This is a genomic window from Streptomyces sp. SP18BB07 (assembly GCF_036322545.1).
In the GTDB taxonomy this organism is placed as follows: Bacteria; Actinomycetota; Actinomycetes; order Streptomycetales; family Streptomycetaceae; genus Streptomyces; species Streptomyces deccanensis.
The window spans coordinates 1-15,239 of record NZ_JAQYWT010000340.1; the positions used below are offsets into that span (position 1 = coordinate 1).

Annotated in this window: 11 protein-coding genes and 1 rRNA gene; 4 read left to right on the top strand and 8 right to left on the bottom strand. The window is 71.6% G+C overall.

The features are described 5' to 3' along the window. Positions 1 to 70: ribosomal RNA gene (locus tag PUR53_RS28140) — 16S ribosomal RNA — on the bottom strand; the annotation flags it as partial. Positions 71 to 761: 691 nt separating this feature from the next. Further along, positions 762 to 1,319, bottom strand: coding sequence for a MarR family winged helix-turn-helix transcriptional regulator (locus PUR53_RS28145; protein ID WP_239755648.1), 558 nt, complete (start codon positions 1,317 to 1,319; stop codon positions 762 to 764). 154 nt (positions 1,320 to 1,473) lie between these two features. Between PUR53_RS28145 and PUR53_RS28150 the strand changes: the two genes are divergently transcribed. Continuing rightward, complete coding sequence (locus PUR53_RS28150; protein ID WP_329910270.1) at positions 1,474 to 2,754, top strand: MFS transporter; 1,281 nt, start codon at positions 1,474 to 1,476, stop codon at positions 2,752 to 2,754. A 60-nt stretch (positions 2,755 to 2,814) separates the two neighbouring features. Here the strand turns inward: PUR53_RS28150 and PUR53_RS28155 are convergent, their stop codons facing one another. Genes PUR53_RS28155 through PUR53_RS28165 form a run of 3 tightly spaced genes read right to left on the bottom strand, consistent with a single transcriptional unit; the run spans position 2,815 to position 6,677 of the window. Beyond that, complete coding sequence (locus tag PUR53_RS28155; RefSeq protein ID WP_329910074.1) at positions 2,815 to 5,580, bottom strand: hypothetical protein; 2,766 nt, start codon at positions 5,578 to 5,580, stop codon at positions 2,815 to 2,817. A 34-nt stretch (positions 5,581 to 5,614) separates the two neighbouring features. Further along, a complete protein-coding gene (locus tag PUR53_RS28160) occupies positions 5,615 to 6,307 on the bottom strand; it encodes an ABC transporter ATP-binding protein (protein ID WP_329910075.1) in 693 nt (230 codons plus the stop codon). A 1-nt stretch (position 6,308) separates the two neighbouring features. Beyond that, positions 6,309 to 6,677, bottom strand: a complete 369-nt coding sequence (locus PUR53_RS28165) for a peptidase inhibitor family I36 protein (protein WP_329910076.1) — start codon at positions 6,675 to 6,677, stop codon at positions 6,309 to 6,311. 449 nt (positions 6,678 to 7,126) lie between these two features. Here PUR53_RS28165 and PUR53_RS28170 point away from each other — a divergent pair, with 449 nt between their 5' ends. Further along, positions 7,127 to 7,621: a response regulator transcription factor gene (locus PUR53_RS28170; protein WP_329910077.1), complete on the top strand. Its 495-nt coding sequence runs from the start codon at positions 7,127 to 7,129 to the stop codon at positions 7,619 to 7,621. 55 nt (positions 7,622 to 7,676) lie between these two features. Here PUR53_RS28170 and PUR53_RS28175 read toward each other — a convergent pair whose 3' ends face one another. Further along, positions 7,677 to 9,347, bottom strand: coding sequence for an ATP-binding SpoIIE family protein phosphatase (locus PUR53_RS28175; protein ID WP_329910078.1), 1,671 nt, complete (start codon positions 9,345 to 9,347; stop codon positions 7,677 to 7,679). Positions 9,348 to 9,573: 226 nt separating this feature from the next. Next, a complete protein-coding gene (locus PUR53_RS28180) occupies positions 9,574 to 10,923 on the bottom strand; it encodes an NAD(P)/FAD-dependent oxidoreductase (RefSeq protein WP_329902010.1) in 1,350 nt (449 codons plus the stop codon). 430 nt (positions 10,924 to 11,353) lie between these two features. Between PUR53_RS28180 and PUR53_RS28185 the strand changes: the two genes are divergently transcribed. Together PUR53_RS28185 and PUR53_RS28190 are read left to right on the top strand one after the other, a co-directional pair. Then, on the top strand, positions 11,354 to 12,148 hold the full coding sequence (locus tag PUR53_RS28185) for a TetR/AcrR family transcriptional regulator (protein ID WP_329902009.1): 795 nt from the start codon (positions 11,354 to 11,356) through the stop codon (positions 12,146 to 12,148). A 344-nt stretch (positions 12,149 to 12,492) separates the two neighbouring features. Further along, positions 12,493 to 14,385, top strand: coding sequence for a sigma-70 family RNA polymerase sigma factor (locus PUR53_RS28190; protein WP_329910079.1), 1,893 nt, complete (start codon positions 12,493 to 12,495; stop codon positions 14,383 to 14,385). A gap of 34 nt (positions 14,386 to 14,419) precedes the next feature. Here the strand turns inward: PUR53_RS28190 and PUR53_RS28195 are convergent, their stop codons facing one another. Further along, positions 14,420 to 15,190, bottom strand: a complete 771-nt coding sequence (locus PUR53_RS28195; protein WP_329902007.1) for a calcium-binding protein — start codon at positions 15,188 to 15,190, stop codon at positions 14,420 to 14,422. Positions 15,191 to 15,239: the final 49 nt, after the last annotated feature.

The following is a 15,239-nucleotide window of genomic DNA, read 5'->3' on the forward strand; positions in this document are numbered from 1 at the left end:
ATCGTTCGACTTGCATGTGTTAAGCACGCCGCCAGCGTTCGTCCTGAGCCAGGATCAAACTCTCCGTGAATGTTTACCCGTAATCGGGTGCACACATCACGAGAGCGGAACCACCGGCGGAATAAGCCGATGGTTCACAGCGTCCTCGCTGTGTTTATTTCAAAGGAACCTCGCCCCAACCGAAGGACCGGCCGGAAACGGGGTATCAACATATCTGGCGTTGATTTTTGGCACGCTGTTGAGTTCTCAAGGAACGGACGCTTCCTTTGTACTCACCCTCTCGGGCTTTCCTCCGGGCAGTTTCCCTTCGGTCTTGCTATCTTGCGTTTCCGACTCTATCAGACCGTTTCCGGTTCCGATTTCCTCGGTGCTTTCCAGGTTTCCGCTTCCGCGTTTCCCTTTCCGGCGGTTCCGACTCTATCAGATCCTTTCGGGCCTGATTCCCAGTCAGTGGGAGTTGTCTTCGCGGCTGTTGGGCCGTTCCGACGTCCCAAACCTTAGCGGATCTGTCCGGCAGTTCCCAATCGGGCCTGTCGAACTCATACCGAACCCAAATCGAATTGAATTCGGGCACACCGAATTCACCCCGGTTGGGAGATCGTGCTGATTGGTTTGAGTGCCGCATGAGCGGCGGAGGTGCTGTCGCAGAACCGTTACGGCTCCGTGGCAACCCGAAGAACTCTACGGATCGCGGGGTGGACTGTCAAGCCTCCCCCAGGTGACCCGCGACCAAACCTCGGCCGCCCCCCAAGCGTACGGCCTCAGTCGAGGTCGGTGAGACGGCCGCCGGCGTCCGGCTGGGCGTGCTCGACGCGGCGCAGGAGTCGGGTCAGCACCTCGCCCAGGACGGTGCGCTCCAGTGGAGAGAGGTCCTGGAGGAGGTCCTCCTCGAAGACCGAGGCGAGGCGCATGGCCGCCAGCCACTTCTCGCGACCGTCGGGGGTGAGCTCGACGATGACCCGTACCCGGTTGTTCTCGTCGCGCTCCCTCGTCACCAGGCCCTCCGCGACCATGCGGTCGATGCGGTGGGTCATGGCGGCCGGCGTCAGACCGAGCCGCTTGGCCAGCTCGCTCGGGCCCATCCGGTACGGGGCGCCGGAGAGGACGAGAGCCTTCAGGACCTCCCACTCGGCGTTGCTGATGCCGAGCTCCGAGGTCTGGCGGCCATAGGCGACGTTCATACGGCGGTGGAGGCGGGAGAGGGCGGAGACGATCTTCTCGACCTGGGGGTCGAGGTCCTGGAACTCGCGCTGGTAGGCGGCGATCTGCTCTTCGAGTGTCGGCTCGGCGGTGCCGTTGGTGCCTGGGGTGTCGCCCATGGGCCGCAGTATGGCACGCCGTCGCTTGGCATCGAAGTCCTTCGGGGTGTACTGTTTAGGTTCTAAGTTTTAGCTTCGAAGTCTTCACTGTTAACGCCTTGTCGGGGCTGGCAGGGGACTTCCCTTACCTAGGCAGGTGAACGTGACCAGGGGGATGGGCGCAGCGATGCGCCGGATTCACGTGGGCAACGCGCTCGGCGCGTTCGGACTCGGCTTCACCGTCCCGTATCTGTACGTCTATGTGGCGCAGGTGCGGGATCTCGGTGCGATGACGGCGGGGCTCGTGCTGGCGGTCTTCGCCGTGGCCGCGCTCGTGGTGCTGCCGTTCGCGGGGCGGGCCATAGTCCGGCGCGGGCCGCTTCCGGTGCTGCTCACCGCCCTGGTCACCGCCGCCGTCGGGTCGCTGAGCCTCGGGCTGGCCGCCAGTGCGACGGCCGTGCTGGTGTCGGCGGCGGTGCTCGGGGCGGGACAGGCCGTGATGCAGCCGGCGCTCGCGACGATGATCGTCGACTGTTCCGGTGCGGAGAACAGGTCGCGGGCCTTCGCCACGCAGTTCTTCCTGCAGAACCTCGGCCTCGGGGTCGGCGGGCTGATAGGCGGGCATCTCGTCGATGCCACGCGTGCGGGCTCCTTCGTCCTGCTGTTCTCCATACAGGCGGCGATGTTCCTGCTGCTCGTGGGTGTGATGGCGACCGTACGGATGCCGCGCGCGCCGAAGGTCGAGGGCGGGCCCTCCGGAGCGTCGGCCAAGGGGAGCTGGAAGCAGCTGCTCGGCAACCGGGCCATGGTGCAGTTGTGTGTGCTGGGCTTCGTGCTGTTCTTCGCCTGCTACGGGCAGTTCGAGTCGGGGCTCAGTGCGTACGGGGTGGAGGCGGCCGGGATATCGACCTCGGCGCTGGGGACGGCGCTGGCGGCCAACACCGCGGTGATCGTGGTCGCGCAGTTCGTCGTGCTGCGGTTCGTGACGCGGCGCAGGCGGTCGCGCGTGATCGCGGCCGTGGGTCTGATCTGGGCCGTGGCCTGGGCTGTCGCGGGCTTCGCGGGGCTCGGGCACGGAAGCCGGGAGATGGCCGCGGCCGCGTTCGTCTCGACGTACGCGCTGTTCGGGCTGGGGGAGGCGATGCTGTCGCCGACCGTCGCCCCGTTGGTCGCGGATCTCGCTCCGACCGGGCTGGCGGGCCAGTACAACTCGGCCTTCGCGCTGGTGAAGCAGCTCGCCCTCGCGGTCGGGCCCGCGGTGGGTGGACCGATGGGCGCCTCGCTGCACGCGCCGTACATCGTGGCGTTCCTGCTGTGCTCGTTGGGCATCAGCGTGCTGGCGCTGCGGCTCGGGCGGCAGCTCACGGCCGTGCAGGATCAGCCCGCGCTGGCGAGCAGCCGTGTGGTCGCCGGGAGCGGGGCCGCCGTCGCGGATCCGGTGGCGGCCCGGGCCTGACGCTCCTGCCCCCCAAGGGGTCGGAGCGCCCGGCCCCCGAAGAGGCCGGAGCGCGCCCCCTCAGGTGGCTCTGGCTTCGGTCACGCGGAGTTTGTGGGCGGAGAGGACGGCGGCGAGCAGTGCGGCGGCATAGGTCGCCGCGGCGAGTACGCCCAGTTGCCACCAGGGGACGCTGAGGACGAATCCGGAGATCTGGGAGGCGAGGACCACGGTGGGGATCACGGCGATGAGCAGGCCGAGCAGGGTGCTCACCGCGATGAGGATGCCGTGCTGGCAGAGCAGCACCTGGCGGGCCCAGCGCGGGGGGATGCCCACCGCGATCAGTCGGGCGAGATAGCGGCGCAGGATGCGGGTCTGGCTGCGGGTCGCGGCCAGGACGGCGGCGAGGGCCAGGAACACCAGCCCCACGGCGGTGGCCAGGAGCGCGGCCGGGGGCACCGGGTCGTCGGGTTCCACGTGGATCAGGACGGCTCCGGCGTCCATGCCCGCGTCGACGACGGCCTGTTGCAGGGCCCGGGCCTCGGTGTCGGGGACGCCGGTGACCATGATCGGTCCATGGGCCTGGATCGGCAGGTCGAGGGCGTTCGCGGTGGAGCGGAGCATGATGCCGTCGGAGCCGGTGCGCCACTCGGCCGGGCTGACTTCGACGGAGGCCTCGGGCAGCTCGGCGGTGCTGCCGAGGACCTTGTCGCCCTGGCGGACGACGAGAGAGGTGTGTGCGTTCGGGCCGGTGGGGGCGTCGGGGTTGTGTGCCCAGACGAGCAGGCCGCCGTCCCGCAGGACGGTGGTCTGGGACGAGTCGAGCCGGCGGCCGATCAGGCGTTCGACGTCGGCGGGGGTGTCGGCGGCGAGCAGGCTGCCGTCGTCGCCTTCCCGGCTCGCCATACGGGGATTGTCGGGGTCGTCGTCCATCAGATAGCGCGGCTCCGTGCGGCGCAGCCCGTCGAGGGTGCCGGAGGCGTCGACGGTGCGGAGCAGGGCCTCGCCGGGCGGGAAGGTGTCGCTCTCGTGCCCGGCCAGCAGGACCTGGCCGGGCAGCACCGCGGGGTAGGACTGCTTCTCGGCGGTGCGGATCAGGGTGTCCAGGAGGGTGACGTAGCCCAGGGACGCGCCGAACAGCACGGTGAGGACGGCCAGGGCGGCGCAGGCCCGGGACCGGTCGGCGGCGAGCTGCCGTCGGACCAACCGGCGTCGGGGCCCGCCTTCCGGCAGAAGTCTGAGCACCCCGGAGAACACCTCGGGGATGACGAGGAGCACGGCGGCGATCAGGATGCCGGTCAGGATCATGGCCTGCGGGGGCGAGTCGACCCAGGTGGCGTAGACGACCGTGGCGCACCAGGCGGCGACGGCCAGCAGGTGCCGAGCGTCACGGGCGCGCCGGGCGCCCGGACGGTCGGCGGCCGGGTCGGCGTCGTCGTCGGTGTGTGGGCGGGCGGGTTCGGCGCGCCGGGTGCGGGCGAGTACGGCGCCGGCGATCAGTCCGGTCACGAGGACCACGGCGAGGAGGCGCAGCGCGGGTGAGGCGAGGTCGTCGAGCGGGCCCGCCGGGCTGTCGCGCAGCTGGGAGATGAGCAGCCGGGCACCGACGCCCACGGCGACCCCGGCGAGGGCTCCGCAGGCGGCCGCGGCCAGTGACCAGGCCAGTGCGGCCAGCGCGGGGGCCAGCGCCGCCGTCGTACGGGAGACGCCCACGGAGGTCAGGGAGGCGGTGGTGCGGCGGAAGCGGCGGCCGTTGAGGCCGAACACCAGCAGGGCGGCGGCCGCGGGCACCAGGATCGACGGGACGGTGTAGCCGGCGGGGGTCTTCTCGATCCACGTCTTCTGCGGGCGGGCCACCAGTTGGTCCCTGGTGACCAGGGTGGCGGCCACGGCGTTCTGCCCGTCCTCGCGGAGCGCGGCGGCCTCGGGGCTGTCGCCGCCCTCGGCCCAGGTGCGGGCCGCGGCCGTGAAGGCGTCGACGACCTCCTGCTGTCTGTCCCCCGCCCACATCACGTCCATCTGGGCGGTCAGTACGGGGAATCCCTCGCTGAGGGCGGGGTCCAGTCCGGCCCAGGTGCCCGGTCCCAGCAGCAGGTTGGTGGTGTCGGCGGCCCGGTCGTCGACGGTGGCGACGACCTTGAGCCGTACATCGCCGAGCACGGTGAGGGTCGTGCCCACCGGGGTGCGTACGTCGTCCGGCTCGGTGACGGCCACCTCGCCGGGGCGGCTCGGCCACGCGCCGGACAGCAGCTCGTACCGCTCGGGGTAGGGCCGTGCGACCCAGTCGCTCTCCAGTGCCGTCACGTTGCGGGCCGGTGTGGTGTTCAGCTGGACGTCGGTCGCGCTGAGCACGATCTCGGCGTCCGTGGCGTCGGCGTCACGTATGCGGGAGCGGAGGTCGGCGAGGAAGGTGTCGTCGCCCGGCGGGAGGGAGACCCCGCTGCCGTAGCCCACCTTGGCGCCGAAGTGGCCCAGTTCGTTCTGCGCGACCTGTTCGCCGGACAGGGACAGGGTCCGCAGGGTGACGAACATGCCCATCACCAGCAGTCCGGCGACGAACACGATCGCCACGGACCGGGCCAGCGCGCGGGAGCGGGCCAGCCGCCGGGCGAGCCGCGCGGTCAGCCGGGCCTGGTCGGCGAACGCCATGCGCCCGTACGCCGTGGTGCCGGGCGGCACGGTACGGGCGGGCGTCGTACGGTCCTGAGCCGACCGGCCGCCGGTCTCGCGGGCGCCGTCCGGGCTGTCGTCGGCCGGGTCGCCGACGGTCGTGGCGTCGACGGTCGTGGCGTCGACGGTCGTGGCGTCGACCGTCGTGCTGTCGTCGGCCGTGCTGTCGTGGGTCATGCGGCGCCGGGCCCCCGTGTCGTCTCCGTACTGGTCACGAGCGCGTTTCCAGGCGGCCGTCGACGACCTCGTAGACCGTGTCGGCGAAGTCGCGGCAGCGTGGGTCGTGCGAGCAGATCACGGCGAGTACGCCGTCGTCGCACAGTTCCCGGAAGAGCTCGAACAGTTCGCGTGTGGTCGTCGAGTCCAGGGCACCGGTCGGCTCGTCCGCGAGCAGCACGGAACGCTGTCCGGTGAGGGCCCGCGCGACGCCGACCCGCTGGCGCTGTCCGCCGGACATCTGCCACGGCAGGCGGTCCTCCAGACCCGCCAGACCGACGCGGGCCAGCTGGACCAACGCCTGCTCACGGGCTTCGGCGACCGGGAGGCCGCATGCCTCCAGCGGCAGCGCGACGTTCTCCACCGCGCTGAACTCCTCGATCAGGTTGTGCTCCTGGAAGACCACCCCGACGGTGCGCAGCCGGAGCTCCGCGCGCCGGGCCTCGTCGGCCGTGCTCACGTCCACACCGCCGACCCGGATCTCGCCGGAGTCGGCGAGGTCCAGGCCGGCGAGCAGGTTGAGCAGCGTCGACTTGCCGGAGCCGCTGGCGCCGTAGATGCACACGAACTCCCCCGCCCGGGCGGTGAAGTCCACGTCTCTCGCGGCCCAGACTGTCTCGGCCGTGGAGTGGTAGGCCTTGTACACTCCGCTCGTCCGGACGAGCGGTGCGCCAGCGGCTGTCGTCAACTCAGCACCCGTTCCTCGTACGCCATGACGTGATCTCGTCGCTGTTCCAGGGGGCGACGTTGTTGTCGGTGTCGTTCCTGTGCATGTCCTGCTTGTCGCCCGAGCCGTTGGAGTGCTCGGTCATACAGCCGGTGTGGGTGGCCGAGCGGTTGGCCCACGAGTCCATCTCGTCGTTGCGGTCCCCGCCCAGGTTCGTCCACGTGGTGGAGCCGTGGGCGCGTTCGCCGATCAGCCAGTGGAAGTCGTTGTTGCCCCACATGCACATGTTGTTCGTGTTGCACTCGCTCAGCGACGCGTGGGCCACGCCCCCGGTGGTGAACAGGGTCGCCCCCACGAACATCGTCGCCGCTATCGCTGTCTTGATTCTCATCGTTGTCGTTCCCCCATCGTGTGCGGTCCGTTCGCTGCACAACCCTGGGGGCACCATCCGTCACCGCTGTACCCCACGGTCGGGGGAGTCCTGATCGCCTCCCACCCGGCCGGGGAGTTGACACCGGGGCGGCCTCCTCGTACGAGGACTGAGCGCTTGACCGGCCCCACCCCAAGTGTGAAGCTGCACACGGTTGTTGAGGTTTTAAGAACGCGCTCTTGACCACAGCGCGTCTTTTGTTTCCAACCAGCTGACCTGACGGGGGAACAGATGGTTCGTGTCGCGTTGGTGGCTCCCATGCTCTCCGCACGCATCGCGGTTCGTACGGTATTGGAGGAAGTACAGCAGTTCACTCTTGTCGCCGAGGGCGCTCCGGGCATCTGGCCGACATCGTTCGCTGGTCCCGGCCCGACGTCGTGGTGATCAGTCACGCGGCGGAGAGCGAGGCTTTGCACACGCTTCTCCGGCTCGGCGGACCCGCCGGTGTCGTCCTCTGCGAGCGGCTCACCGGCCACGGCACGCGCCAACTGCTCCGGCACGGCGCGACGGGCATCCTGCGCCGTGCCACCGCCGCCCTGCACCTGCCCTGGGCGGTCACCGCCGTCGCCCACGGCGGTCTCGCGCTGGACCCCTGCCTGACGGAGCCCCTGAAGAGCGCCTACGCCGGACCTGTCCCGCCCGGCCGGGAGGACGCCTCGGCCGAGGCGCTGGTGTCCGCCCTCACGCCGCGCGAACGGGAGATCCTCGCGCTCGTCGGCGACGGGCTCCCCAACCGGGAGATCGCCGACCGTCTCAGCCTGAGCCCCGACACGGTCAAGGACCACCTCCGTCGCATCTACACCAAGCTGGGCGTCGAGACCCGCCTCCACGCGGCCCGTGTCGCCTGGCACGCGGGGGTCGACACCGCCCGCCGGGCGGACCTCCCGGTGCCGGAGTCGGTGTGAGGGCCGGCGGCCGGAATGTGCCCCAGGCCGCTGAGCCGGTCCCCGGCAGGGCGAATCAGCCGGTCCCCGGCAGGGCGAACTCGCACCACACCGCCTTGCCGCCGCCCGGTGCGCGGCGGCTGCCCCAGTTGGAGGCGATGGTGGCGACGATGGCGATGCCTCGGCCGGACTCGTCGACGGGGTCGGCGCGGCGGCGCCGGGGGAGGTGGTCGTCGCCGTCGGTGACCTCGACGATGAGGCGGCGGTCGGTGCGGCGCAGGCGCAGCCGCATGGGCGGGGTGCCGTGCTGCAGGGAGTTGGCGACGAGTTCGCTGGCGGCCAGGACGCCCAGGTCGTGGAGTTCCGGTGGGAAGCGCCAGCTGGTCAGGACGCCGGAGGCGAACGCGCGGGCGCGAGGAGCCGCTTCGACGCCGCCGAGGAGTTCGAGGGCCGCGTTGCGGAAGAGTTCGCTGTCGGGGCCGGTGCGGGCGGGGTGCTGGAGGACGAGGACGGCGACGTCGTCGTCGTGGTCGGCGGTGACGCCGGTGGAGCGGACCAACCGGTCGCAGACGACCTGCGGGGTGCCGGTGGCGCCGGACAGGGCGCGCTCCAGGGCGGCGATGCCCTCGTCCAGGTCCTCGTTGCGGCGCTCCACGAGGCCGTCCGTGTAGAAGACGGCCGTGGAACCGGGGCCGAGGGGGATGGAGCCGGAGGCGTGGGTCCAGCCGCCGGTGCCTAGCGGCGGGCCGGTCGGTTCGTCGGCACGCAGGACCGTGCCGCTCTCGTCGCGGACGAGGATGGGGAGGTGGCCGGCGGAGGCGTAGACCAGGCGGCCCTCGTTGGGGTCGTGGACGGCGTAGGCGCAGGTCGCGATCTGGTTGGGGTCGATCTCCGTCGCGAGGCCGTCGAGGAGTTGGAGCACCTCGTGCGGAGGCAGGTCGAGGCGAGCGTAGGCGCGGACGGCCGTACGGAGCTGGCCCATGACGGCGGCGGCGCGGACGCCCCGGCCCATGACGTCGCCGATGACGAGGGCGGTGCGGCCGCCGCCGAGGGTGATGACGTCGTACCAGTCGCCGCCGACGGCGGTCTCGGTGCCGCCCGGGTGGTAGACGGCGGCGATGCGCAGGTCGTCGGGCTGTTCCAGTTCCTGCGGGAGGAGGGAGCGCTGCAGGGTGACGGCGGTCTCGCGCTGGCGGCGTTCGCTGGCGCGCAGGCGCTCGCCGGCCTCGGCGTGGTCGGTGACGTCGGCGGCGAAGATCAGTACGCCGCCCTCGCTCCGCCCGGCGCCGCCCGGTACGTCGACGGGGGTGCAGGTGATCGTGTAGCTGCGGCCGCTGGGGGCCTTGCGGGACTTGACCGTGCGGGGTCTGGAGCTGCGCAGGACCTGGTCGAGGAGCGGGAGGAGGCCGAGGGCGTCCAGCTCGGGCAGGGACGCGCGGGCGGGTTCGCCGAGGGGGCGTACGCCGAAGGCCGCGACATAGGCGTCGTTGACGTAGGCCGTGCGGTGGTCGGGGCCGTGGACGAGGGCGACGAGGGCCGGGATGCGGTCGAGGATCTCGCGGGTCGGGAGGTCGTCGACGGCGGGTACGGTCGGGGTGTCGTCAGGGGGGTCGTCGGTCTGCCGTTCGGCACGGGCCGCGGGCACGGAGCCGTCCCCCCGCCGGTCCGGGGTGACCGTGTGTTCGGTCCGCGCTGCGGCGCGGCGCTGCGTACCGGGGAGCCGGGCGCTCCAGCGCGTGAAGTTCACCGAATCCTTGCCTCGTGCCTCGTGTGGTCGTCTGTGGCCGGCTCCGGATCCGGCCGGTGGCCCGGGGGGTTGCCCCGGGTGCGGCGATGGGGGACGCCTGGTCGTGGGTGCGTGTGGGCGAGGGGGTGGCCCCGCCCGGGATGATGGATCACGTCACGGACCAGTCTGGCCGACCGGACCGACATCCGTCAGACGTCGGCCTGAACGGTGGAGTTCCTGGATCCGGTCAGGACGACCCCTTCGGGTTCTCAGGAGGCTTTCCACCGGCCGCGAGTTCGAACTCCGCACGGGGATGTTCGAGTGAACCGAGCGAGACGATCTCCCGCTTGAAGAGCCCGGAGAGGGTCCATTCGGCGAGGACGCGGGCCTTGCGGTTGAAGGTGGGCACCCTGCTCAGGTGGTAGACGCGGTGCATGAACCAGGCCGGGTAGCCCTTCAGCTTCCGCCCGTACACGTGGGCGACGCCCTTGTGCAGGCCCAGGGAGGCGACCGAGCCGACGTACTTGTGGGAGTACGTCTCCAGGGGCTCGCCGCGCAGGGAGTGGGCGATGTTGTCGCCGAGGGCGCGGGCCTGGCGGACGGCGTGCTGGGCGTTGGGCGCGGTCTCCTTGCCGGCTTCGGCGGTGACGTCGGGGACGGCGGCCGCGTCACCGGCGGCCCAGGCGTGCGCGACGCCCTCCACGGACAGCTCGGCGGTGCACTTCAGCCGCCCGCGCTCGTTCAGGGGCAGGTCGGTGGCGGCGAGGACGGGGTGCGGTTTCACCCCGGCCGTCCAGACGACCGTACGGGTCGGGAAGCGGGCCCCGTCGCTGAGGACGGCGACGCGGTCGGCGCACGATTCGAGGCGGGTGTGGAGGCGTACGTCGATGTTGCGGCGGCGCAGCTCGGTGACCGTGTAGCGGCCCATCTCCTCGCCGACCTCGGGCAGGATGCGGTCGGAGGCCTCCACGAGGATCCACTTCATGTCCTCGGGCTTCACGTTGTGGTAGTACCGCGCGGTGTAGCGGGCCATGTCCTCCAGCTCGCCGAGCGCCTCCACGCCGGCGTAGCCGCCGCCCACGAAGACGAAGGTCAGGGCGGCGTCGCGGATCGCGGGGTCGCGGGTGGAGGAGGCGATGTCCATCTGTTCGATGACGTGGTTGCGCAGGCCGATGGCCTCTTCGACGGTCTTGAAGCCGATGCCGTGGTCCGCGAGTCCGGGGACGGGCAGGGTGCGCGAGATCGATCCGGGGGCCAGGACCAGTTCGTCGTACGTCAGCTGCTCCGCGGCCGAGCCCTCCTCCTCGGTGGCGAGGGTGGTGAGGGTCGCGACGCGTTTGGCGTGGTTGATCGCGGTGGCCTCGCCGATGACGACCTTGCACTTGTCGAGGACCCGGCGCAGCGGTACGACGACATGGCGGGGCGAGATGGAGCCCGCGGCCGCCTCCGGAAGGAAGGGTTGATACGTCATATAGGGGTCGGGGGACACGACGACGATCTCGACGTCGCCACGTCCGAGTTCCGGTTTCAGCTGTCGCTGCAGGCGCAGCGCTGTGTACAGCCCGACGTATCCGCCGCCGACGATAAGGATGCGCATCGGTTCCTTCACCCTCCCATGACGCACCTTGCTCGTTGGTTTGTCCACAGGCCCGGCAATTTGTGTGACCGGTCGCCGTGGGGGCGCGGGGTTGGCCGATTTACCGGCGCGTGCGGCAGGTGCGCAGGTCAGAAGGTGTGAGACCGGTGGCGGGAGGGGGCGCAAACCGGACGTAAACCGCCCGTACTCCGATCGAGGGGCGCTCCGTGCGGAACGTGCCCCTTCTGAATTGACTCCCTCTCAACTATGTTCGTGTGTCGACGGGGTGTAGGGGGATGCGTTCAAGAGGTTCGGTCGGCTCGGGGCCGGGTCGGGTCTCCGACGAAGGTGATCGGTGACCGCCGAGGACCTTGGACGCTTGTTCCGCCGCTCCGGCTTCCGATGACGGGGAGAGTCTCCGGGGGGAGACGTCATTACCGGGGGAACACGTATGCATATTCAGGAGTCCCATTGGTCGTCCGCGTCCACCATCGCACCCGGCGGTGCGATCGGCTCGGCGGGCGGCAACGGACGCGGTGACGGAGTGCGGTCGACTCCGCTCCGCGTGGACGCACAGCGCAACCTCGAGCACGTGCTGCGTGCGGCGCGCGAGGTCTTCGGCGAGCTGGGGTACGGCGCGCCGATGGAGGACGTGGCCCGCCGCGCGCGGGTCGGTGTCGGCACGGTGTACCGGCGCTTCCCGAGCAAGGATGTCCTGGTCCGCCGGATAGCCGAGGAGGAGACGTCTCGGCTCACCGAACAGGCCAGGGTGGCGCTCGGGCAGGAGGAGGACCCGTGGCAGGCGCTGTCGCGGTTCCTGCGGACGTCGGTGGCCTCCGGTGCCGGGCGGCTGCTGCCGCCGCAGGTGCTGCGGGTCGGCGTCGCCGAGGACGGGCCCGACGGAGTCGACGGGATCGTCGTCGACGAGACGCGGGTGCCGCAGCAGCGGATGCAGCCGACGGCCGAGCTTCGGCTGGTGTCGGCCGACTCGGGTGCGGGTGGCTCCGCCGGTGACCTCGGTGGGCCGGCGGACGATGCCGGGGCCTCGGCCCTGCTCGAGGTCGTGGGGCAGTTGGTGGAGCGGGCTCGGGCCGCGGGTGAGCTGCGCGAGGACGTGACCGTGGCGGATGTGTTGCTCGTGATCGCCACGGGTGCGCCTTCGTTGCCGGACGCGGCGCAGCAGGCTGCCGCGTCGGCGCGGTTGCTGGACATTTTGTTGGAGGGGCTGCGGTCTCGGCCTGCCTGAGGGTAGGTGGGGTTTCGCCTCAGGGGCGGCGCGGGGTGGATTCTTTCGCCCCCGCCGCCCTTACCCGTTCCCGTCCCCAGGGGCGCTGCCCCTTCGGCCCCGGGGGTGCGTTGTCGGGTGCGTTGTCGGGTGCGGGTTCGGTGGGGGTTCTCGCGCAGTTCCCCGCGCCCCTGACGGGGCACGGGCATATTCGCGTTCCTCATATGAGTGAAGCCGCGTACCGAGGTCTGGGAGGTGCCCTCGGACGAGTGGTATGCCCGTAGTGCTAAGGACTGAACAAAAGCCAATATGGCACGCTGCCCTGGTAATCGGGACTGGGTCGGCTGGCGGCGGGGGCTTCCGCGATGGGTGTTGACGGGCGGGACGAGTCGAAGTCGGCGGAGGGGGCGGAGGCGGAGCCTCAGGTGCCGAGGCAAGGGGGGCGCGGCGTTCCGGCGCAGCGGGACCGTTCCGACTCCGGTGTGCTGCCGCCGCGGGCACCCTCCGACGCCGATCTGATCGCGTGGATGCGGTCGGGGGACGACTCGGCGTACGAGGAGCTGTACCGGCGGCACGCGCAGGCCGTGCGCCGGTACGCCCGGACCTGCTGCCGGGACGCCCACACCGCCGACGACCTGATGGCCGAGGTCTTCGCCCGGATGTTGCAGGCGGTCCGCGGGGGTTCCGGCCCGGAGCACGCCGTACGGGCCTATCTGCTGACCTCGGTCCGGCGGGTCGCCGCGACCTGGACGAGCTCCGCCAAGCGGGAGCAACTGGTCGACGACTTCGCGGTGTTCGCGGCCCAGGCCTCGCGCGGGGCCGAGGTGTCGGACAGCGACACGCTGGACCTGGGGGCCGACGTGCGGGCGATGCACGAGGCCGAGCAGTCGATGGCGATGCGGGCGTTCCGTTCGCTGCCGGAGCGGTGGCAGGCCGTGCTCTGGCACACGGAGGTCGAGGACGAGTCGCCGAGCGAGGTCGCCGGCCTCTTCGGGCTGGACGCCAACGGAACCCGGGTGCTGGCCAGCCGGGCGCGGGAGGGGCTCAAACAGGCGTATCTGCAGGCCCATGTGAGCGCCGCGCTCCCCGGGAACTCGGCGGAGTGCGGGCGCTACGCCGACCGGCTCGGCGCGTACGCGCGCGGCAGCCTGCGGACCCGGGCCGAGCGGGGGCTGCGCGCCCATCTGGAGGAGTGCGCGGCGTGCCGGCTGGCCGCCGGGCAGATCAAGGAAGTCGCGAGCGGGATCCCCGCCGTCGTCCCCGTCGCGGTCATCGGGTGGTTCGGTGCGGCCGGGTACGCGAAGGTGGCCGCGCTCGTCGCCGGTGGCACGGGAGCGGGTGCGGCCGGGGTCGCGGGCGCCGCGGCCGCGGCGAGCGGGGGTTCCGGTGGCGGAGCAGCGGGCGGCGGGGCCGCCGCGGAGGGGCTCGGCGGGCCGGCGAAGGCCGGGATCGCGGTGAGTGTGGCCGGGATGGTCGCCGCGGCCGTGGCGCTCGCGCTGGCGAACGACGACGTGAAACCCACACAGCCGCCCGCCAAGCCGCCCGCCTCGCAGCCCGCCGAGGCCGCGCCGGAGCCGGATCCCCCGACGCCGCCGGAGGAGAAGCCCGCGCCGGGCGCGCCCGCGAGGGTGGTGCCGGCGTCCGGGCCCCTGCCGACACCGACCCCGACCTCGTCGCCTGCCCCGTCGCGGGCCGCGACTCCGGCTCCGTCCGCGGAGCCGACCCCCACGCCCACGCCCACCCCCACGCCGACTCCCGCCCCGCCGAAGCCGCCGTCCCCCACACCGCCCCCGGCGCCCACTCCCCCGCCCCCGCCGCCTCCCCCGGCCGTCTACCAGTGGAACGAGCTGCGGTACGGCCTCCTCGGCGACGGCACCGAGCCCGAGATGCGGCTCGGCGAGAGCAGCTGGGTCTGGCAGCGGTACGGGATGTCGGTCGCCGGGAAGCGGTACGCGAACGGGGTGACCGTGCACGGCCGCTCCTCCGTGACCATCGACCTCAACCGCCGGTGCGCCTCGTACAACGCGCTCGTCGGCGTCGACGACCTGACGCACGGCCTGGGCCGGGTCTACTTCTCCGTCTACGGCGACGGGGTCCGGCTGTGGAAGTCCGGGCTGGTGCGGGGTGGGGATCCGGCGGTGCCGGTCCAGGTGAACCTCAGCGGGCGGCGGACGGTACGCCTGGTCGTCGAGCCGCAGGGTCCCCACGACCTGGCGGTGCTGGCGGACTGGGCGGAGTCGTCGTTCAAGTGTGAGTGAGGGCTCCCGCACCCGCCGGGGGCTGTTCCCCTGCCTACTTCGCCGTCACCGTGTCGCCGTACGCCGTCGCTCCGCTCGTCGTGGAGGTCGCGGTGGCCTTCCAGCGCCAGGTGCCCGAGGCGTTGGCGGTGACGGTCGTGCGGAGCTTGCCGCCCGCGTCGGTGGTGACCGTCTTGACGGTGGAGTACGTGGAGGTGCCGGACCGCTTGAACTGCAGGGCCACGGAGCGGCCGGCGTGCGGGACGTACGCGTTGGTGTTCCAGTCGGCCCGGGTCAGGGCGCCGGTGACGGTGAGTCTGCCGCCCTTGGCGACGGGCTCGGGGCCGGCCTGGGTGGTGGCGAGCTTGGCCAGGCGCTTCACCTGGATCTTGACGCTCGTCTCCAGGTCGTAGAAGTCCTGGTCCTTGGCGGCTGCCTCGGCGGTGAAGCGCCAGGTGCCCGCCGAGCTGTTCCTGAGGTCGTAGTAGTCGGTGCGGTCGGCGTCCAGGGTGAACTTGAACACGCATCTCATGGTGGTGGACGAGGGTCTGGTGCAGTCGGCGCTGCGGGCGTGGATGATCCGGTCGTCGGAGCTGACGAGCTTGGCCCCGTTGATGCCGTTGATGCCCGACCCGTCCTTGGCCGTGGCGGCGACGCTGACCGTCTGGGCCGTGCTGACGCCCACGTTGAAGGTCTTCTGGTTGAAGTTCACCGAGGTGAAGACCGTGTCGCCCTTCGCGGTGTCCGCGTGGGCGGCTGCGGGGACGAGCAGCGAGAGCAGCGCCGAGGTGGCGAGGGTGGCGGCGGCGGCCGTACGTGTACGCATGGTTCTCCAGGCACGAGAGCTACGGCACCTCGGGTGCGCCGGGCGTCGG